The sequence below is a fragment of the Actinoplanes auranticolor genome, assembly GCF_018332655.1.
Lineage (GTDB): Bacteria > Actinomycetota > Actinomycetes > Mycobacteriales > Micromonosporaceae > Actinoplanes > Actinoplanes auranticolor.
This window is the reverse complement of record NZ_BOQL01000031.1, coordinates 13,055-32,236: the sequence shown is the minus strand read 5'-3', so window position 1 is coordinate 32,236 and position 19,182 is coordinate 13,055. Positions and strand designations below refer to the sequence as shown.

18 protein-coding genes and 1 pseudogene are annotated in these 19,182 nt (G+C 73.7%); 11 read left to right on the top strand and 8 right to left on the bottom strand.

Features of this window, described 5'->3' with window-relative positions; genetic code table 11:
* The first annotated feature begins 11 nt into the window (after positions 1-11).
* From Aau02nite_RS20400 to Aau02nite_RS20385, 4 genes are all read left to right on the top strand, one after another.
* The gene (locus Aau02nite_RS20400; protein WP_212990117.1) at positions 12-428 is read left to right on the top strand and encodes an ATP-binding protein; all 417 of its coding nucleotides are present in this window, start codon (positions 12-14) and stop codon (positions 426-428) included.
* 155 nt (positions 429-583) lie between these two features.
* A complete protein-coding gene (locus Aau02nite_RS20395; RefSeq protein ID WP_212990116.1) occupies positions 584-1,723 on the top strand; it encodes a PP2C family protein-serine/threonine phosphatase in 1,140 nt (379 codons plus the stop codon).
* Positions 1,724-1,800: 77 nt separating this feature from the next.
* The gene (locus tag Aau02nite_RS20390; RefSeq protein ID WP_212990115.1) at positions 1,801-2,268 is read left to right on the top strand and encodes a MarR family transcriptional regulator; all 468 of its coding nucleotides are present in this window, start codon (positions 1,801-1,803) and stop codon (positions 2,266-2,268) included.
* A gap of 14 nt (positions 2,269-2,282) precedes the next feature.
* A complete protein-coding gene (locus Aau02nite_RS20385) occupies positions 2,283-3,149 on the top strand; it encodes an LLM class flavin-dependent oxidoreductase (RefSeq protein WP_212990114.1) in 867 nt (288 codons plus the stop codon).
* Positions 3,150-4,095: 946 nt separating this feature from the next.
* Here the strand turns inward: Aau02nite_RS20385 and Aau02nite_RS20380 are convergent.
* On the bottom strand, positions 4,096-4,449 hold the full coding sequence (locus Aau02nite_RS20380) for a histone-like nucleoid-structuring protein Lsr2 (RefSeq protein ID WP_212990113.1): 354 nt from the start codon (positions 4,447-4,449) through the stop codon (positions 4,096-4,098).
* A gap of 233 nt (positions 4,450-4,682) precedes the next feature.
* Between Aau02nite_RS20380 and Aau02nite_RS20375 the strand changes: the two genes are divergently transcribed.
* The gene (locus Aau02nite_RS20375; RefSeq protein ID WP_212990112.1) at positions 4,683-5,117 is read left to right on the top strand and encodes a hypothetical protein; all 435 of its coding nucleotides are present in this window, start codon (positions 4,683-4,685) and stop codon (positions 5,115-5,117) included.
* Positions 5,114-6,451 (top strand): D-alanyl-D-alanine carboxypeptidase family protein, encoded by a 1,338-nt coding sequence (locus tag Aau02nite_RS20370; RefSeq protein ID WP_212990111.1) that lies wholly within the window; start codon positions 5,114-5,116, stop codon positions 6,449-6,451. The genes Aau02nite_RS20375 and Aau02nite_RS20370 overlap by 4 nt, the downstream gene beginning before the upstream one ends.
* Before the next feature lie 24 nt (positions 6,452-6,475).
* Here Aau02nite_RS20370 and Aau02nite_RS20365 read toward each other — a convergent pair.
* Positions 6,476-6,888 (bottom strand): annotated as a pseudogene (locus Aau02nite_RS20365) (DUF456 domain-containing protein).
* Positions 6,889-7,088: 200 nt separating this feature from the next.
* Here Aau02nite_RS20365 and Aau02nite_RS20360 point away from each other — a divergent pair.
* Together Aau02nite_RS20360 and Aau02nite_RS20355 are read left to right on the top strand one after the other, a co-directional pair.
* The gene (locus Aau02nite_RS20360) at positions 7,089-7,787 is read left to right on the top strand and encodes a PIG-L deacetylase family protein (protein WP_212990110.1); all 699 of its coding nucleotides are present in this window, start codon (positions 7,089-7,091) and stop codon (positions 7,785-7,787) included.
* Positions 7,788-7,916: 129 nt separating this feature from the next.
* A complete protein-coding gene (locus Aau02nite_RS20355; protein ID WP_212990109.1) occupies positions 7,917-8,828 on the top strand; it encodes a sigma-70 family RNA polymerase sigma factor in 912 nt (303 codons plus the stop codon).
* A 58-nt stretch (positions 8,829-8,886) separates the two neighbouring features.
* On the opposite strand, the gene Aau02nite_RS20350 is transcribed toward Aau02nite_RS20355, so the two are convergent.
* Entirely contained in the window at positions 8,887-11,226 is a 2,340-nt protein-coding gene (locus Aau02nite_RS20350) for a HelD family protein (protein WP_212990108.1), read from the bottom strand.
* 183 nt (positions 11,227-11,409) lie between these two features.
* Between Aau02nite_RS20350 and Aau02nite_RS20345 the strand changes: the two genes are divergently transcribed.
* Positions 11,410-11,928, top strand: coding sequence for a hypothetical protein (locus Aau02nite_RS20345; RefSeq protein ID WP_212990107.1), 519 nt, complete (start codon positions 11,410-11,412; stop codon positions 11,926-11,928).
* 35 nt (positions 11,929-11,963) lie between these two features.
* Here Aau02nite_RS20345 and Aau02nite_RS20340 read toward each other — a convergent pair whose 3' ends face one another.
* On the bottom strand, positions 11,964-12,812 hold the full coding sequence (locus Aau02nite_RS20340; protein ID WP_212990106.1) for a sigma-70 family RNA polymerase sigma factor: 849 nt from the start codon (positions 12,810-12,812) through the stop codon (positions 11,964-11,966).
* Positions 12,813-13,060: 248 nt separating this feature from the next.
* Here Aau02nite_RS20340 and Aau02nite_RS20335 point away from each other — a divergent pair, with 248 nt between their 5' ends.
* Positions 13,061-14,605, top strand: coding sequence for a DEAD/DEAH box helicase (locus Aau02nite_RS20335; RefSeq protein WP_212990105.1), 1,545 nt, complete (start codon positions 13,061-13,063; stop codon positions 14,603-14,605).
* A 52-nt stretch (positions 14,606-14,657) separates the two neighbouring features.
* On the opposite strand, the gene Aau02nite_RS20330 is transcribed toward Aau02nite_RS20335, so the two are convergent.
* Genes Aau02nite_RS20330 through Aau02nite_RS20315 form a run of 4 tightly spaced genes read right to left on the bottom strand, consistent with a single transcriptional unit; the run spans position 14,658 to position 18,976 of the window.
* The gene (locus tag Aau02nite_RS20330) at positions 14,658-15,038 is read right to left on the bottom strand and encodes a VOC family protein (RefSeq protein ID WP_212990104.1); all 381 of its coding nucleotides are present in this window, start codon (positions 15,036-15,038) and stop codon (positions 14,658-14,660) included.
* An 18-nt stretch (positions 15,039-15,056) separates the two neighbouring features.
* Positions 15,057-15,581: a YceI family protein gene (locus tag Aau02nite_RS20325; RefSeq protein WP_212990103.1), complete on the bottom strand. Its 525-nt coding sequence runs from the start codon at positions 15,579-15,581 to the stop codon at positions 15,057-15,059.
* Positions 15,582-15,621: 40 nt separating this feature from the next.
* Positions 15,622-18,321, bottom strand: coding sequence for an ATP-binding protein (locus tag Aau02nite_RS47405; protein WP_212990102.1), 2,700 nt, complete (start codon positions 18,319-18,321; stop codon positions 15,622-15,624).
* 13 nt (positions 18,322-18,334) lie between these two features.
* Positions 18,335-18,976, bottom strand: coding sequence for a hypothetical protein (locus Aau02nite_RS20315; RefSeq protein ID WP_212990101.1), 642 nt, complete (start codon positions 18,974-18,976; stop codon positions 18,335-18,337).
* 17 nt (positions 18,977-18,993) lie between these two features.
* Between Aau02nite_RS20315 and Aau02nite_RS20310 the strand changes: the two genes are divergently transcribed.
* A complete protein-coding gene (locus tag Aau02nite_RS20310; RefSeq protein WP_212990100.1) occupies positions 18,994-19,182 on the top strand; it encodes a hypothetical protein in 189 nt (62 codons plus the stop codon).

The following is a 19,182-nucleotide window of genomic DNA, read 5'->3' as shown; positions in this document are numbered from 1 at the left end:
GGAGGAGTCGCATGCGTATCTCGGTACGGCTCAACCTGCCGCGTGAGGTCGACAGCGTGCCGGCGGTGCGCCGCCTGCTGCGGTGTGCCCTGTCGGCGTTCCAGGTCGACCGGCAGGACGGCGACGACCTGGAGCTGGCCCTGACCGAGGCGTGCGCCAACGTGGTCAAGCACGCCACCGGCGCGGACGGCATCGAGGTCCGCCTGGACGTGGCCGAGGACCGGTGCGCGATCGACGTGGCCGACAACGGCGCCGGCTTCGACGCGAGCGCGGTCGATGACCCCGGGCCGAACAGCGAGCGCGGCCGGGGACTGTTCCTGATCAAGGCGCTGAGCGACAACGTGCGGATGCAGTCCACCCCGCGCAGCGGCAGCCTCATCCACTTCGAGAAGTCCTTCGCACTGGCCGGCGGTGCGGGCGCGCACTGAGCGACCCGCCGTCCGCCGTACCTGCTCCGCCGTACCCCCATCTGCCGGCTCGTCGCCCGCACCCGCGGCGCACCGCCGTGCCTCTATCATCCTTGCCGTACAGCAAATATTGCTGTTCGCTCGATGCTTCGCGCCCCGAGAGAAGAGAGGTCGTTTTGTCCGACCGTCCGACGCCCGTCGGAGCGCTGCTGCGCGCGGCGCCGCCCGACCGGCTGCCCGAGGTCGTGGCGGACCACCTGCGCCGGCACTACGCGGCCGGCCGGGTCGAGGTGCTGCTCGGCGACCTGACCCTGACCGGACTGTGGCCGCTGCTCGAACCGGACGGTCCCACCGGCAACGCCCTGGCCGTGCGCTGTTTCGGCAGCCAGCGGCCACTGGTCGACATCGCCGCGGACGCCAACCGTGCCTACCTGCCACTGACCGTCTGGGGCGAACGCCTCGGCGTGCTCGTCGTGCAGACCTCGCTGCCCTCGGGCACCGGGCTGACCAGCGACCTGTCGGCGGTTGCCGACGAACTCGCCGTGGCCCTGCGGGCCGCCGGCGCCGTCACCGACCGGTACCACCGGGTGATCCGCCGCGAGCGCCTGACCATGGCTGCGGAGCTGCAATGGGAGCTGCTGCCGGGGCGCTCGCTGGGCGACGACCGCTTCCTCGTCGCCGGGCAGCTGGAGCCGGCGTACGCGGTCTTCGGCGACCACTTCGACTGGACCCTCGCCGGTGACCGGCTCACCATCACCGTGCTCAACGGCGCCGGCGACGGCCTCGACGCCGCGGTGCTCACCACCGTCGCGGTCAACGCCATGCGCAACGCCCGCCGCTCCGGCGCCGACATCGTCGAGCAGGCCGAGCTGGCCGGCGACGCCGTCCACGCCCGGTACGGCGGCGCCGCGCACGCCGCCACCCTGCTGCTCGAGATCGACCTGGTCGGCGGGCACGTGGCGGCGGTGGACGCGGGCTCGCCGCGCGCCGTCATCGCCCGCGACCGGGACATCCGGGCGGTCACCCTGGAGCAGCAACTGCCGCTGGGCATGTTCGGCGAGACCCGGTACGAGATCCAGCGGTTCCGCCTCGAACCGGCCGACCGGCTGCTCGTGGTCAGCGACGGGGTGCACGCCGCCACGCCGGGCGGCCGGGCCCCGTACGGGGAGAGTGCCCTGCTGACGGCCCTGCGCCGGACACGCCTGCAGCCCGCCACCGAGGCAGTGGGTACGGTGATGCGGGGCCTGCGCGAGTATCACGCGGGTGCCGATCCGGACGACGACGCGGTCACCGTCTGCCTCGACTGGCGGCGATGACCGACGTGGTCCAGGCTGGGAGAGGCCCTGACCTGGTAGGCCGAAATGCCCCGACTTTGAGCACACAGAGGACCGGCATGGATCGCGTCACGGACGTCGCAGCGGCGATGGAGTCGACGGTGGAGTCGCTGCTCGGTGTGCTGGAAAGCGCCCGGCTCGCCCAGTCGCCCGCCGTACCCCCGGCCCAGCTGCGCGTTCTCACCATCATCGCGCGCGCCGGGCACACCAACATGAGCCGGCTGGCCGAGGCCCTCGACGTGGTGCCGTCCTCAGCCAGCCGGCTGTGCGACCGGCTGGAGGCCACCGGGATGCTGCGCCGGGTGCCCGATCCGCGCGACCGCCGAGAGGTCCGGCTGCTGCTCACGCCCGCGGCCCAGCGCCTGCTGGAGGACCTGCGCGAACGCCGCCGATCCGCGCTGGCCGAGGTACTCGAACGGATGAGCCCGACCAGCCGGCAGGAGCTGGTCCGGGCCATGGCGGCGTTCGACACGGCGGCCGGCCCGGCGACGGTCGCGGGCGACAAGGACGGCCTGCGCTCGGCGTGAGGTAGCGTCCTCGCGTGCGTATCGGCATCGTGATCCTTCCCGACGAACGCTGGTCCGTGGCGGGCCGCCGCTGGCGCCTGGCCGAGGAGTACGGCTTCGACCACGCCTGGACCTACGACCACCTGGGCTGGCGGGACCTGGTCGACGGTCCCTGGTTCGACGCCGTACCGACCCTGACGGCGGCGGCGATGGTGACCCGCCGGATCCGCCTCGGCACGTACGTGGCCTCACCGAACTTCCGGCACCCGGTGCACTTCGCCCGCGAGCTCACCGCCCTGGACGACATCTCCCAGGGCCGGCTGCTGCTGGGCGTGGGCGCGGGCGGCACCGGCTTCGACGCGACGGTGCTGGGCGCGCCGGAGCTGACGCCGCGCCAGCGGGTGGACCGCTTCTCGGAGTTCCTGGAGCTGCTCACCCAGCTGCTGGAGAACGACAAGGCCGACTTCACGGGTGACTACTACCGCGCGGTGGACGCCCGCAGCACCCCGGGCCCGGTGCAGAGCCCGCGCCCACCGCTCGTGGTGGCGGCCAACGGCCCCCGCGCACTGCGGCTGGCGGCCCGGTACGGCGACGGCTGGGTCACCACGGGCGCGCAGGCCGTGGACGACGAGGCGGCGTGGTGGCGTTCGGTCGCCGAGGTCAGCGCCCGCTTCACCGACGCGGCAGCCGGCCGCGAGATGGACCGGTACCTCAACCTGGACTCGTCGCCGGTGCTCTCGCTGAGCAGCGTCGAGGCTTTCACGGATGCGGTGGGCCGGGCGGCGGAGCTCGGCTTCTCCGACGTGCTGACGCACTGGCCCCGCAAGTCGGGCTGGTACGCCGGGGACGAGCGGATTCTCGAAGCCGTGGCACCGATGCTGCCGAAGCTCCGCGCCCGCTGAACCGGACTGACCGCAATCCTTCCGGTTGCGGCTATCCCGGCGCCGTCCTTATCCCGCCGGGTGCGTGCTATTCACCGCGGAGATCAAGCCCTACCGTCACTACTCGCGCATGCATTGCCACCGTTAGCGATCACTCGCCGGGCTTTGAATGCGCAACGCCTATGCCGTTAACACCGGCGGTCCGCCGGGCGGCGCGGTGATGCGCTCCGCGGGCGCACTTCGGCCGGCCGTCTTTACCGGGCGGGCCCGGCGGTGGACGGTCCGCGCCGCCCTTGCCCTGTGGCAAAGGAGCCCCCTCGCGGCAGTCGTTTCCCGATGCGCGGGGACCGTTAGCGGTGGGCTGGGTGGTTGCGGGTCGTTTCTCGGCGAAGCGGCGCGGCAGCTCGGTCAGTGCCGTTACCAGGGGCGCGGCGGATGGGCCACGGCATCGGCCGCCGGTGGCTTTCCCCACTTCGGCCGGGGCGGCCCGCCGGCGTTCGCTCTGGGGCTTTCCCCGCTTGGGCGGCGGCGGCCCGTCGACACCCGCTCCGGGTGCTCGTGAACGCCGTTTTCCCGCGCGGCGATCATTCCGGGTGCGGCCCTGCGGGTGACGACAGTGGCCTCAGGGGGCATTGACCGGCGCCTTTGCTGGCACAGGCAGGCTGTGGTGCCCGACCGACATTGCGTTGATCCTGGTCGCACCGGTGCCATCGCGGCCCGGCTAATCCCGGCGACGGTCAGGCATCGCCCGGGCGCGGGCCGGACCGATGCCGATCCACCGTGCCTGGCTATTCCGAGCCCTCGGCCGGTGTTGCCCGTCCTTGTCAGCGCAAGAGCACCGACGCGAAATCCGCCTCACTGGACGTCCCCGGGCCCGTACCTCGCGCACCGGCCCGGCGTCGCCATCCTCCGCGGCGGGCACACCGGGGGCCCGGCGCCTCGCCGGACCCCGGTGCACCACAAGGGATCAGCGGCCGTGCGCCGCCCGATAGGCATTGCTGACACTCTGCGGGATGCGGCCCCGCTCGGAGATCTGGTGGCCGTTCTCGGCCGCCCACTCGCGGATCAGCCTGTTCTCGTCGCGACTGCCCGCCGTGCGGCCCGTGCCACTCGCCGGCCGGCCCGCGGCACGGCCGGAACCGCCCCGGCCGATGCGCGTGCCCGCCTCGATGAACGGGTCCAGCGCCTTGCGCAACTTGCCGGCATTGGCCTCGGAAAGGTCGATGGTGTAGCTCGTGCCGTCGAGGCTGAACTCCACCGTCCGATCGGCCGGCTTTCCGTCCAGGTCGTCGATGAGGGTCGTGATTACCTGCCGCGCCATAACGACTCCTGACGTAATCCGAAGAACGCGCCCAGTCTCGCCTGTGACGCACTCCGCGCGCAACTGTTCGCCTGAATTTCACAGAATAACGGAGACCCCGGGCAATTATCGCCCCGTCCCCTTCGAAATGCGACCGCGCTATTCCGAGGAATCGCGGCGGGCGGGCCGGTTAGCGTGGGCGGAGGGAAAACCCGGGTGGCTGGGCGCGCGCGGATGCCGTTAGGGTCGTCGCCATGGACGCCGACGACCGTGCCGCCTGGGAAGAGCAGCGCCGGCAGGCAGTCGCCGGGCACGGTGCCGCGCTCGAGGCGGGCCGGGCCGCCGAGGCGGAGCAGGCCGGCCGGCTGCTGGCCGACTTCGTGCGCCGGGCCGGCGAACGCGGCCTGCCGCCGGTGGTGCTGCGGGCCCGGGCGTTCGACGGCCACGCGACGTACCGCACCCGGCTGCGCGGCTGGTATCTGAAGGCCAACCGCTCGGTGGCCGTCGGCGAGGACGGCCGGTTCTACGTCCTGTCCGTCCCCTCCTCACTGCGCGCCCGCATCACCGGCGCGGACGTGGCCCCCAGCCCGGCCCGGCTGATCATCGGCGCGGGCGGCGGCGACGGTGAGACCATGCCGCTGGAGCAACTGCTGCAGCGCCGACTCGACGCGGGAGCCGTGTGGCCGTGAGGCTCATCCACACCCCTGCCCCCACCCGGCGGCGGACCCTGGCGGCCCTGGCCGCCACCGCGACCCTCGCCACCGCCACCCTGACCGGCCCGGCCCACGCGGCGCAGCCCCCGACCCGGGCAACCGCGGCCCAGGCATCGGCCAGCGCGGCACAGACCCAGGCGGCGCCCGCAGTGCCGTGCCCGCGTCCCAAGGTCAAGCCCCCGGCCGGACGCCCGGCCCGTCCCACCCCGCCCGAGGACGACCCCGTCCTGCGCGCGGTCGGCGGCGACGACCTGGCCACCGACGGCCTGGTCGTGCCGCGCGGGGCGCCGAAGCCACCCGCCCTGACCGCCACCAGCTGGCTGGTCGCCGACCTGGACACCGGCGAGGTGCTCGGCGGCTGCGGCCCGCACGTGTACGGCACCCCGGCCAGCGTGCAGAAGCTGCTGCTGGTGGCGACCGTCATCGACAAGCTCGACCCCCGGCAGATCGCCACCATCACCGACGGCGACCTGGACATCGAGCCGTACAGCTCGGCTGTCGGGCTGCTCAAGGGTGGCCGGTATCCGGTGAGCACGCTGTGGCTCGGTCTGCTGCTCAATTCCGGCAACGACGCGGCCAACACGCTGGCCCGGCTCGGCGGTGGCCGGGGCGGGCTGCCGGCCACGGTCGCCGCGATGAACGCCGAGGCCAAGCGGCTGGGTGCGTACCAGACGCATGCGGTGACCCCGTCCGGGCTGGACGGGCCCGGGCAGTTCACCAGCGCGTACGACCTGGCGCTGATCGCCCGGCAGTGTTTCGCCAAGCCCGCCTTCCGCAAGTACGCACTCACCGAGCGAGCCCGGATCCCGGCGCAGAAGAAGCTGAAGAAGGGCGGCTTCCAGATCCAGAACGAGAACAAGCTGATCTACAACTACCCGGGGGCGCTGGGCGGCAAGACCGGCTTCACCAAGCTGGCCCGGCACAGCTATGTCGGCGGCGCCGAGCGCAACGGCCGCCGGCTGGTCGCCACCGTGCTCGGTGCGGAGGCAGCGCCGCTACGCGGCTGGCAGCAGGGCGCCGCGCTGCTGGACTGGGGTTTCTCGCTGCCCAAGGACGCGTCGGTGGGCAAGCTGGTCGAGCCGGACAGCCCGGACGCGCACGGTACGGCCACCGGCGCGAGCGCCGCTCCCGCCCCGGCAGCGAAAGACGAGCGGCCCGCCGCCACGGCAGTGCGCGCCGCCACGAACAAGGGTCTGCCGCTGGGCCTCGCCGCGACGATCGCCGTCGTGCTGGCCGGCGCCCCGCTGCTCCTGCTGCTCACCCAGCGCCGCCGTCGGCGGTTGCGGCGCCGCACCCCAGCGCCCCACTAGAACAGGTAGGAACCGCGCGGCGGGTCAGGTGGCGAGCAGGCCGAAGACCCAGATCACCGCGATGCCCAGCGCCGCCGCGAACTCCACCAGCAGGGACAGCCCGACCGCGCCCAGCGCCTGCCGGGTGGACGGCCACGCCTGGCCGGGGCCGAGCCGCAGCCGCTCGGCCACCCACAGGCCGCCGATGAAGCCGAGCACCAGGCCCACCACCGGCACCACGAAGAAGCCGACGATCCCAGCACGCCCGCGATCAGCAGCGACGACGTGGGTACGCCGGTGCTCTTGAGCCGCTTGCCGGGCCACAGGTACTTCACCACCGTGCCGCCGACCGCCACCACGGTGGCCAGGCCCAGCACCACCCAGCGGCCGCCGTCCGCGTCGCCCAGGATCGCCCAGAGCAGCACCGCCAGCCAGCACAGCAGCAGCCCGGGCAGCACCGGGATCACCACGCCGAGCACACCGGCCAGCATGGCCACGCCGGCGATCAGGTTGACGGTGGTGCCGGAGTCGGTGAGATCCATGCCGACCAGCGTGCCGTAGTCACGCCACAACCCTCAAGCCGAGCCACCGGTGACCGATGGACACTCAGCGCCGCCGAAGCCCCGCGCCGGCGCACCGAGAGACCACGGAGTCCGGAATGACGCGCAGCGTCCTGGCGGTCGGTACGCACCCCGGTGACATCGAGTTCGGGTGCGCCGGGACGCTCGCCGCCCACCGTGCGGCCGGCGACTCGGTCACCATGCTCGTGCTGACCTGCGACGGGCCGGACACCGTCCGCAGCCGGCAGGCCGAGGCCGCCGCCCGGGAGCTCGACTGCCTGCTGGTCTGGGGCCCGCAGGCGGCCGAACGCCGCTCCGGGGACCGCCGGGGGTACACCCGCGCGAGCAGCGACCGCCGGTCGCGCCACCAGCAGCCCGGCGAGACGTGGCCCGGGCTGGTCTCCTCGGCCGCGATGACGGTGGCCGCCATCGAGAACGTGCTGACCGGCGTCGACGCCGACGTGGTCTACGTGCACGCCCCCGAGGACGCCAACGCCGAGCACCGCGCCGCCGCCGTGGCCACCCTGTCCGCCGCCCGGCACAGCAGCCGGATCCTGCACTACGCCGGCGAGTCGACCCTGCAGTTCGCCCCCGCGCTGTTCGTCGACATCTCGCCGTTCCTGGACCGCAAGCTCGCGGCGCTGGCCGAGGCCCCGGTGCCGGTGGATCCCGAGCTGCCCACCGGCACCGCTCGGCACTTCGGCGCGCAGGCCCGCGTCCGGTACGCGGAAGCCTTCGCCCCCGCCCGCTTCGTCTGGGACCTCGCGATCGCCCGCGTCCCCGCCCGGGCCGCCTGACAGAAGGAAGCGAAGCAACCGGTCGGCAACTCTGCGCCACCGGAACATGTACCCAGCGTCACCCAAAGTCTCTCCTTGTCAGCCGGTGCCCACCCGCCGCGGGCCACCGACAACACACGGGGGATTCACATGACCAGCACCATGACGACCGCTGCCGACCTCGCCGCCGACACCGCGACCGCCGTGCCGGCCCTGTCCGCCGCCGAGCAGGAGGACCTGATCCGCACCAACATGCCGCTGGTCGGCCACCTGGTGCGGGACATGCTCAGCCGGATCCCGAACCACATCCACCGTGACGACCTCACCAGCGCCGGGCTGCACGCGCTGGTCACCGCGGCCCGCGGCTGGGACCCGACCCGCGGCATCCCGTTCAACCGATTCGCCACCACCCGGATCCGCGGCGCCATCCTCGACGAGCTGCGCTCGCTGGACTGGGCGACGCGCTCGGTGCGGACCAAGGCCCGGGTGACCGACACCACGCGGCAGAGCCTGACCACCACCCTGGGCCGGACGCCGACCAACGAGGAGCTGGCGCAGGCGCTGGGCACCACCACCACGGACCTGCACCAGACGGACAACGACGTGCAGCGGGCCACCGTGCTGTCGCTGCAGGGCTTCACCACCAGCAGCCCCGACGACCTGGTCACCGAGCGCACCCCGGGCCCGGAGGACATGCTGATCCGCCGCGAGCAGATCGGTTACCTGCACCACGCGATCGCGTCGCTGCCGGAGCGGCTGCAGACCGTCATCACCGAGTACTTCCTCAAGGAGCGGCCGATGGCGGACATCGCCGCCGACCTGGGGGTCACCGAGAGCCGGATCAGCCAGCTCCGCGCCGAGGCGCTCTCGCTGCTCAAGGACGGCCTCAACACCCACCTCGACCCCGAGCTGGCGCCGGCGCCGGAGAACCCGGACAGCATCATCGCCCGCCGCCGGGCCGGCTACTACGCCTCCATCGCCGGCAACACCAACCTGCACTCGCGCCTCGCGATGACCAACGCCCACGGCTTCACGCCGCCGGCGCACGGCGCGGCCGCCTGACACCACGACGACGAGCGGGGCCGGTGCGTACGCGCACCGGCCCCGCTGTCGTTCCCGTTCAGCTCAGCGCGTCGAGCACCTTGGGCAGGTCGGCCGTGTGCAGGACGCCGAGCCGGCGCGTGGCCCGGGTCACCGCCACGTAGAGGTCGCTGAGGCCGCGCGGGCTCTCCGCGATGATCTCGTCCGGCTGGACCACGATCACGCTGTCGAACTCCAGCCCCTTCGCCTGCCGGACGGTCATCAGCACGATGTGGTTGAGCAGGTCGGGCTGCTCACCCACGGCCGCCTCGGGGATGGCGGCGGTGAGCTCGCGGCCCAGGGATTCCTCCAGCCCCGCCGGCACCAGGACACCCACGCGCCCCTCCGCGGCGGCTGCGGCCTCCCGGCGTACCGCTGCGATCAGCTCCGTCGCCAGCTCGGCAGGCCGCACCCGGGCCGCCCACGGCTCCTCACCGGCGGTCCGCACCGAGCGTGGCGGCTGCAGCGAGGGGTCGACGGCGGCGAGCACGTCCGCGGCCACGGCCATGACCTCGGCCGGGGTGCGGTAGTTCACGGTCAGCTCGGCCAGCCGCCAGCGCTGCGCGACGTACGGCTCGAAGACCTGCTCCCAGGTCGTCGTCCCGGCCAGCTCGCCGGTCTGGGCCACGTCCCCGACCACGGTCATCGACCGGCTCGGGCAGCGGCGCATGAGCAGCCGCCAGGCCATCGGCGACAGCTCCTGCGCCTCGTCGACGATCACGTGCCCGAAGACCCAGGTCCGGTCGGCCGCCGCCCGCTCGGCCGCGGTCCGGGTGTCGATCACCTCGTGCCGCTCGACGAAGGCGCTGGCGTCGACGACGTCCGTGGCGGACAGGATCTCCTCCTCCTGGTCCTCGAAGTCCAGCGACCGCGAGCCCTCGACGATCTCCAGCACGCCCTCGGCGTACTCGATCGCCTGCTCGCGCTCGCGGGCCACCGCCCGGGCCCGCAGGGTGTCGTCCACCCCCAGCAGCTCGGCCAGCTCGTCCAGCAGCGGCACGTCGGCCGGCGCCCAGCCGGCCCGGCGCTCGCGCAGCAGCAGCGCCCGCTCGTCGTCGCTGAGCTCCGGCGCGGCCGAGGCCAGCCGTTCGGGGTCGCTGAGCAGGTCCCGCAGCACCTGCCGCGGGGTCAGGATCGGCCACAGCTCGAACAGTGCGGCCTGGACGTCCTCGTCCTCGCGCAGCTCACGCCGGGTCTCCGCGAGGTCGGCCTCCTCCAGCAGATTGTCGCCGCCGAGCGGGTCGGCGCCGATCCGCTCGGCGATCTGCAGCGACAGGGTGTGGATGACCGCGGTCACGAAGATCGACCGGGCCAGGTTGTGCGGGCGGCCGGACCGCCGGGCCTCGGCGCGGGCGTCCTCGCAGACGGCCCGCTCGATGCGCAGCGGGAAGCCGTCGTGGTCGACCTCCACGTAGTCGTCGGGCACGGTCTGCCGGTCGGCGACCGCGGCGGCGAGCACCTCGAGCATGTCGACCCGGCCCTTGAGCGCGGCGGCGGCCGGCGCCTCGGTGGCCCGGGCGGTCACGCCGGGGAACATGTCACCGAGGGTGGCGAGCAGCACGCCGGTCTCGGCGAGCGAGGGCAGCACCTGCGAGATGTAGCGCAGGAAGGTGGCGTTCGGCCCCAGGATCAGCACACCCTGCTTGGTCAGCTGGGCCCGGTGCGTGTAGAGCAGGTAAGCCGCGCGATGCAGCGCCACGGCCGTCTTGCCGGTGCCGGGACCTCCCTGGACCACCAGGACACCGGGCAGCCCGGCGCGGATCACCTCGTCCTGTTCGGACTGGATGGTCTCGACGATGTCGCGCATCCGGCCGGTGCGGTTGGCGGTCAGCGCGGACAGCAGCGCGGCCTCACCCGTCACGTCCTCGCGGCCGTCGGTGGCACCAGCCTCGATGTCGAGCACCTCGTCGTCGATGCCGGTCAGCTCGCGGCCCCGGGTGCGCAGGTGCCGGCGGCGGGTCACCCCCTCGGGGGACACCGCGGTGGCGAGATAGAACGGGCGCGCCGCGGGCGCCCGCCAGTCGATCAGCAACGGATCCTGATCACGGTCCTCGGCGAACAGTCCGATCCGGCCGATGTAGCGCGGATTGTCGGCGGCGAAATCCAGCCGGCCGAAGCACAGGCCGTTCTCGACGGAATTCATCTGGGCCAGTTGCTCGGCCCAGTGGCTGCGGGTCGCCTCCCGCTGGGAGCGGCCCTGCGGGGTGCCGCCGGCCTCGAGCAGAATCGCGCGCAGCCGCTCGTCGGCCTGCTCACGCAGCAGGTCGAGGCGGTCGTACAGCACGGCCAGGTAGGCCTTTTCGGACTCGATGTCGTCGTTCCGCAGTGTTTCCGTGCCGCCGGCGGAGCTTGACAAAGCTACTCCCTGTTGTGGTAGCATTCCGAGGTCAGCCACCTTTTCGGGTGGCTTTTTTCGTTTCCGTGGAAACGCTCAGAATAGCCGATGCATCGGGCTCCCGGCGAGACCGTGACCGGGGTTACGGCTGCGGTGGCAAGTGTAAGGAATCCGTCACGGCAGGGCCTTGCCCGTTACGCCGGACGGTCCATCGACATTAAGCGGTGCATGAACCACAGCCACCCGTTCCGACGCCTCGGCGCGCTGGCGCTCATCGCCGTCGCCGCCGTCTCCCTCACCACCGCCTGCTCCGACGACAAGGAGCCCGCCCCGGCCGGCAACGCCGCCGCCGCGGCCGCCGGCGGCCCGCAGCCCAAGACGATCGACGGCGCCAAGGCCGCCGCGCAGACCGTGTTCGACCGTTTCAGCGGCGGTGACTTCGCCGGCGCCTGGGACATGTACACCGACGCCGGCAAGCAGGCCATCACCAAGGCCGACTACGTCAAGCTCAACACCGCGTGCTCGCGCAAGGGCCTGGCCATCACGCTCAGCAGCGCCCGGATGGAGGGCGCCGACCGGGCCGTCGTGATCGCCAAGCAGCTGGTCGCGGCCCAGTCCTACACGATGGTCTACGAGAAGGACTCGTGGAAGCTCGAGCCCGCCAAGGAGGGCCTGGCCCTCTACGCCAAGGGCGCCGACAAGGCGATCGCCGCCCAGAAGAAGGCCGGCACCTGCGCCAACGCGTGACCCCAGCCCGGGGCCGGCTCCGCGCGGAGCCGGCCTCAGGCCGCCACCGGCAGCCCGTCCGGGCTGGTCAGCGCGAGCCGGTCGCGCAGCCCGCCGCGGGTCGCGATCTGGTCGTAGTACGCCGCCCGGCGGCGCGCCACGCACCCGTCCCTGACCGGGCTCTGAGCCGCCAGCGCCGGGTCCAGGTGCGTGTTCAGACCGTCCTTGAGCAGGGCCAGCGCCTCGGCGCGCAGTTGCGACACCCGCGACTCGGTGACCCCCAGCTCCTCGGCGATCCGGGCCATCGGGCGCTCCTCGAAGAAGTAACCGGTGATGACCGCGCGCAACCGGTCCGGCAGCACGTCGATGGCGTGCCGCAGGTAACCCAGCCGCTCGCGCCGGATCAGCAGCTCCTCCGGGCCCGCACCGGGCTCGGTCACCATGTCGTCGGCCCCCACGGTGGCGAAGCCCTGCAGGCTGAACACCACGGCCCGGGCCACGTCGTCGTCCGCGGACTCGATGTCCTCGACCGTGCAGCCCAGGTGCGCGGCGACCTCGGCGGCCGTCGGGATCCGGCCCAGCTCGGCGGTCAGCTCCTGGCGGGCGGTGTCCGTACGCCGGGCCCGCTGCCGCACCGACCGGCTGGCCCAGTCCAGCCCGCGCAGCTCGTCCAGCAGGGCACCGCGCACCCGGGCCGCCGCGAACCGGGCGAACGGCACGCCCCGCGCCTCGTCGAAGCCCCGGGCGGCGGCGACCAGGGCCGCGTACCCGGCTGAGAGCAGGTCGTCGCGGTTGACGTGGGCGGGCACCCGGGCCAGCATCTCGCGGACCAGATGACCGACGAGCGGCATGTGCGCCCGTACGACGTCCTCGCGACGGCGGTCGAAGACAACAGCACCGCTCATGGGGGTCTCTCCTCGCAATACCGGCCGGCGGGGGAGTCCGGCACTGAGGAGAAACGGTGAGTGCCGCGGGGTGCAGGAAGGGTCACAGTCGGGTGCGGCGGGGTTGCGGTACGACAGCGCGTACACTTGATCTCGCGGCCCGCCCAGTTCTGCCTCGGGCCGCCTTTGGATCGACCACCACGCGCCGCGACCCGTGAGGTCTGCGCCGGGCAGGACGACCCCTTCAGACTTACGGAGTTCACACCTACATGTCCTCGTTCACCGACCTCGGCGTGCCCACGAAGCTTGCCGCGGCCCTCGCCGACCTCGGCATCACCAGCCCCTTCCCGATCCAGGCGGCCACGCTGCCGGACTCGCTCGCGGGCCGCGACGTGCTCGGCCGCGGCCGCACCGGCTCCGGCAAGACGTACGCGTTCGTCCTGCCCGTGCTGGCCCGGCTGGCCGAGAGCAAGTCGCCGCGGCGGCCGACCCGGCCTCGCGCGCTGATCCTGGCGCCGACCCGTGAGCTCGCCACCCAGATCGAGGCGACCATCGCCCCGCTGGCCGCGATCCTCGGGTTGCGTACCCTCACCGTCTTCGGCGGCGTCGGGGCGAACCCGCAGATCAAGGGCCTGAAGGCCGGCGTCGACATCCTCGTCGCCTGCCCGGGCCGGCTGGCCGACCACATCCAGCAGGGCTACGCCAGCCTGGACGCGGTCGAGATCACCGTGCTCGACGAGGCCGACCACATGGCCGACCTGGGCTTCCTGCCGGTGGTCCGGCGGCTGATGGACGGCACCCCGGCCAACGGCCAGCGGATGCTGTTCTCGGCGACCCTCGACAACGGCGTCGACGTGCTGGTCAAGCGGTTCATGCACAAGCCGGTCACGCACCACGTCGACTCGGCGGCCGAGGCCCCGATCGAGATGACCCACCACGTGCTGCACGTGCGCCACGACGACCGGTTCCCGGTGCTGGTCGACCTGACCGCCGCGCCCGGCCGCACGGTGGTGTTCACCCGCACCAAGCGCCGCGCCAAGACGCTGACCCGTCAGCTCGTGCAGGCCGGCGTGCCGGCGGTCGAGCTGCACGGCAACCTCGCGCAGAACGCCCGCAACCGCAACATGGCGGCGTTCTCCGACGGCAGCGCGCAGACGCTGGTGGCCACGGACATCGCGGCCCGCGGCATCCACGTGGACGACGTCGCGATCGTGATCCACGCCGACCCGCCGGTCGAGCACAAGGCGTACCTGCACCGCTCCGGGCGTACCGCCCGGGCCGGCGCGCAGGGCACGGTCATCACGCTGATGACCGACGACCAGCAGAGTGAGGTCCGCGACCTCACCCGCAAGGCCGGCATCAGGCCGACCACGAGCAAGGCCCGTCCGGGCGACGCGCTGCTCGCGCAGCTCGCTCCGGGTGAGCGCACCTACAGCGCGCCGGTGTCCCCGGTGCCCGAGCCGGTCGAGGAGCAGGGCGGCCAGGCCCGGCGCGGCCGGTCGGGCGGCGGTCGCGGCGCAGCCACGGGTGGCCCCCGGGCGGCGGGCGGCGGTCGCGGCACGGGCGGCGGCCGTACGGGCGGCGGCGCGCGTGGTGCGGGCGGCGACCAGCCGGCCGGCTCCGGCGCTCGCGGCCAGGGCGGCCACACCCAGGGGGCCCGCTCCTCCGGCGGCCGTTCCCCGGCGGCCCGCACCCAGGGCGGCGGCGCCCGCGGTGCCCGGCGCGGCGGCACGGGCTCGACCGCCGTGCACACGAGCCAGTCGTCCAGCGGCGGCGCGGCGGCGTTCTCGGCCCGCAGCCGGGCAGCGCGCTAACCACCCGCGAGCAGAGGGCGCTGAGGGTCACCCCTCAGCGCCCTTTCTGCTGTCACCGGCCGGCCAGGGCGGGATCGCGCCAGGCCGTCAGGACACAGAACTCGTTGCCTTCCGGGTCGGCCAGCACGATGTACGGCTCGTCGCCCTTCTGCCCCACGTCCGCATGGCGGGCGCCCAGGCCGATCAGGCGTTCCGCCTCAGCCTGGGGGTCGGCGGCGGTCAGGTCCGGATGGGCGCGGTTCTTCCCCGACTTCGGGCCGGCCGACGCCTGCAGCCACATGTGCTGGGCGCCCGGCGGTGCGTCGTCCGGCGGGATCAGCGACGCGTTGCCGTCGTCGCCCTTCTCCACGCGGTAACCCAGAGCCGCCGACCAGAAGGCCGTCATCACGTCGATGTCCTGCACGTCCAGGGTCAACTGTGCGATTCTCAGCATGTGTGCTGACTACCCCGATCAGCTGGATGTAACGCGGCACTCCACGGTCACCCGGACGTGCCGGCCGATCAGGGCACGGCCCGCGCCCACTCCCGCCGCCACCCGGTCGACCGTCGTCGTGGCCCGGATGCGGTAGCCGTCGGTGACCGGTTCGACGTCCACGATGGACAGCGTGATCGGGGCCGAGCCGCCGCGGACGCTCAGCACCCCGGCGAGCTGCCAGCCGTCGGCCGTACGGCTCAGGCCGGTGCTGCGGAAGCCGATCGCCGGGTGGGTCCCGACGGCCAGGAAGCGCTTGCCCCGGACGTCCTTGTCGCGGCGTGGATCATCGGTGGTGAAGCTGGCCGCGTCCAGGTCGGCCGAGACCGTGGACTGCTCGGGTCTCGTCCCGACCATCACCGTGCCGGACCGTACGGCCACGGTCGCGTCCACGGGTCTGAGGCCGAAGGTGTGGGTCGCCGTGAGCCGCACGCTGGAACGGGCGGCGTCGATCAGATAGGTGCCGGGCCGGATGTCGCCTTCGAGGCGCTGGTGCTGAGTCATCCCCGAAGCCTCGCGACTGCGGCGCCCGGACACCTCAGTACTACCGCTGAGCTTCGGTACGTAGCCAGGACGCGACCTGGGTGCGGTTGCTCAGCCCCAGCTTGGCCAGCAGGTTGCGCACGTGCGTCTCCACGGTGCGTTCGGAGAGCACCAGCCGCCCGGCGATCGCGCGGTTGGCGAGCCCGTCGGCCACCAGCCCGGCGATCTCACGTTCCCGGGCGGTCAGCGCGCCCGCTCCCCCGCGTACCCCCGCGGTCTCCTCGGCCAGGACCTGCGCGCCCGCCGCGACCCGGCTCATGCCCAGCCGCCGGCCCGTCGCGGCCGCCGTGGCCGCGAGGTCGTGCGCGCGGCGCCGGTCACCCGGCGCGGCCCGGGTGATCAGCGCCCGCGCCTGGGCCAGCTGGGCGTGCGCCAGGAACGGCGGCGAACCGGCGTCCATCGTGATCGCGGCGTCGAGGTGCCGGACCGCGGCGTCGTGCTCGCCGAGCGCCGACGCCATCGAGCCGATCGCGCGGGCGGCGGCCCCGTGGCAGTTCGTGGTGCTGTTCAGATAGACGCCGGCGTGGCGCGCGGTCCGTTCGTAGCAGGTGCGGACCGCGTCGTGATCGCCCAGCCCGGCTGCCAGCTCGCCCCCGAGGACCAGCACGTAGGTACGCAGGCTGCCGGCGAACGGGTCGTCCAGCCGGGGCCGCAGATGCTGCCAGCACAGCCGGGCCATGTCGCCCGCCCCCACGTCCAGCGCCGTGCGGCCGAGCTGGGCCGCGGCGATCGGCAGCGACAGGGCACCCGCCATCCGCCCGGCCGCGGCGACGTATTCCTCCGCCCGGCCGGTGTGCAGGGCCAGACCGGCCAGGAACGCGTAATAGAGCCCGACCGCGCTTGGATCCTGCATGCGTTCCCCGACCTCCCGGGCCTCGGCGGCGAGCTGCTCCGCCTCGGTGAGCCGGCCGGACAGCAGGGCCCGGGTCGCCCGGGCGCGCAGCAGGTGCCAGCGGGCGAGCGGCCAGCCCAGCCGCCGTGCCAGCGTGTCCAGCCGCAGCGTCTCCGCGTCGGCGGCGGCGTTGTCCCCGGCCATCAGGTACGCGTCGATACGCCACGTGCGCCCCCAGAGCTCGGCGTCGGGACGACCCAGGGCGCAACTGCGCTGGGCCAGGGCCACCACCTCCGCCGGCTGCTCGAACGGGTCGGTCACCTGATGCCGGGCGTGCACCGCCGCGGCCACGTCGTCCGGGCTCGCGCTCAGCTCGGCCAGCGTCATCGCCTCGGCACTGATCTCCCGCGCCCGCAGCACGTCCCCGGAGTCCGCCAGCAGGTACGCGTACTGGGCGAGCACCCGCGGGTGCCGGCCGGCGACGCCCAGTGCGCGTTCGCAGAGCAGCCGCAGGGCCGGTCCCAGCTCGCCGGCGACCCCGCGGACCACCAGTGCCGCCTCGACCGCCAGGTCCGCCCGGTGGTCGCGTTCGGCGCTGTCCAGCACGGCCGCGCAGTCGGTGAGGGCCAGGTCGAGCCGGCCCTCCGCGTACGCGGCCGCGGCCCGGGCCAGCCGGTCGGCCGGGTCGCCCGCCAGCTCGACGGCGTGGCCCTGCCAGCGGATCGTCTGCGCGTAGTCGAGGGCGAGCGTGGCCGCCGTGGCTGCGGACCGGCAGGCGTCGACCGCGCTCTGCCGGGTGCGGGCGTCCACGGCCGCGCGTACCCGGTGCCGGGCGATGTCGGCGGGTGCGGCACCGGCCGCGACCAGGGCGTCGGCCAGCCGCTGGTGCCAGGCGATCCGTTCGCCGCGGGACAGCTCGTCGTAGCGGGCCTGCCGGACCAGGTCGTGCGCGAACGCCAGCAGGGCGGGCCGCCACGGGTCCTCGGTCAGCACGCCGGCGTCCAGAGCCTCGGCGAGCAGCCCGTCGACTGCGGCCGGATCGCTCGCCGCCGTCCGCAGCACAGCCACATCGATCTCCGCACCCAGCGCGGCCGCCCCGCCCAGCAGATCCCGGCAGCCGGCGCTGAGCTGGGCCGTCCGCCGGCCGACCAGCCGCCGCAGCTCGGCCGGCACCTCCAGCCGTCCGGCCGGGCGGCGCAGCCGGTCCTCGCGGGACAGCTGCCGGGTCAGCTCCCGGACGTAGAGCGGGTTGCCGCCGCTGAGCCGGTGGACGACGGCCGGCCAGGAACCGTGCACGTCCGGCCCGGCCTCCTGGGTCAGGTAGGCGGCCACGGCCGGCGCCTCCCACGGCTCCAGCCGCAGCACCTCGACGGCGGGCAGATCGTCGAGCGGCACCGGCGGGCGGACCGTGCCGATCACCAGCAGCCGCGAGCCGGACAGGTCCCGGCACAGCAGCCGCAGCAGGGCGATCGACGCAGCGTCGGCCCAGTGCAGATCCTCCAGCACCAGGACGAGGTGACCCGCCTCGCGCAGCGCGCGTACCGTCCGCTGCGCCACCCGGAACCGCACGGCGGCCTGGGACTCGCCCTCGGCGGCGGTCGCGGTGAGCAGCTCCGGCGAGAGTCCGGGCACGTCCTCCAGCAGCCGCAACCACGGCCAGTACGCGGGCGCGCCCTCGTCGGGCACCGCCCGGGCCACCCGGACCGTGGCCCCGGCCGCAGCCGCGCGGGCCGCCGCCTCCTCGACCAGGGTGGTCTTGCCGATGCCGGCCTCACCCACGATCAGCGCAGCGGCGCCCTCCCCGGCTGCCGCAGCGGCGCGCAACCGGTCCAGGGCGACGACCTCGGGCACCCGGCCCACCAGAACCACGGGCCCAGAGTAACTACGGCGTTACCGCGATCTCCGCGCCGAGCCGGTAGCCGTCGCACAGCTCCAGGTCGTCACCGCTCCAGAAGCGGCCCGGGTCGTACCAGCTGGGCTGCTTGCCGTGCGGCAGCAGACCCATGTCCTCGTAGGTCACCGCGACCACCTCGGCGCAGTACGCCGTCTCGAGGTCGGCCTCATCGGCTCCCGGCTCCTGCCACGGCAGGCGGATGCGGGGCACCCGGCCGCGGGCCCAGCGCCAGGCGAGCTGGGCGCTGGACGGGAACGGTGTGCCGTCGAGGCGGGCGACCGTCTTGAGCGCCCGGTCCTCCATCTCGGTGGTGACCGGCTGCTCGAGCTGCCGCAGCCAGCCGCGCTGGCCGTACCGCCGGGCCCAGACGGTGACCGCGTCGCGCAGGTCGTGCAGCTGCACGCCGCGCTGGAAGGTGCCGGACCACATGTCGGGCAGCGATTTGCCCAGCTCGGCGTGCCACATCAGCGGCGGCATGTCCTCGATCACCAGCGACATGCCGACGTGGTTCACCGGGCTGTTGGTCATCGCCTGGATGGCCCGGTCCGGCCCGGAGCGGCCACGGAACAGCCAGATGTCACCAGTACGCGTCAGATCTATGGCCTCGTCGAGGCTGATGTCGGCGACCACGTGTCTATCCTCAGCAGATGCGTTGGTGGAAGGTAGCGGGACTGGCCGGGCTTGCGGGAATCACAGCCACGGGGGTGGTGCTGGCACGCTCCGAGCGGCGGCGCCGGGCGTACACGCCGGAGGAGATCCGGGAAAGGTTGCACGCGCGGGTCGCCGAGGGCACGGCCGACCGGACGCCGGAGCCGGCCGACACCGACCGGGACTGA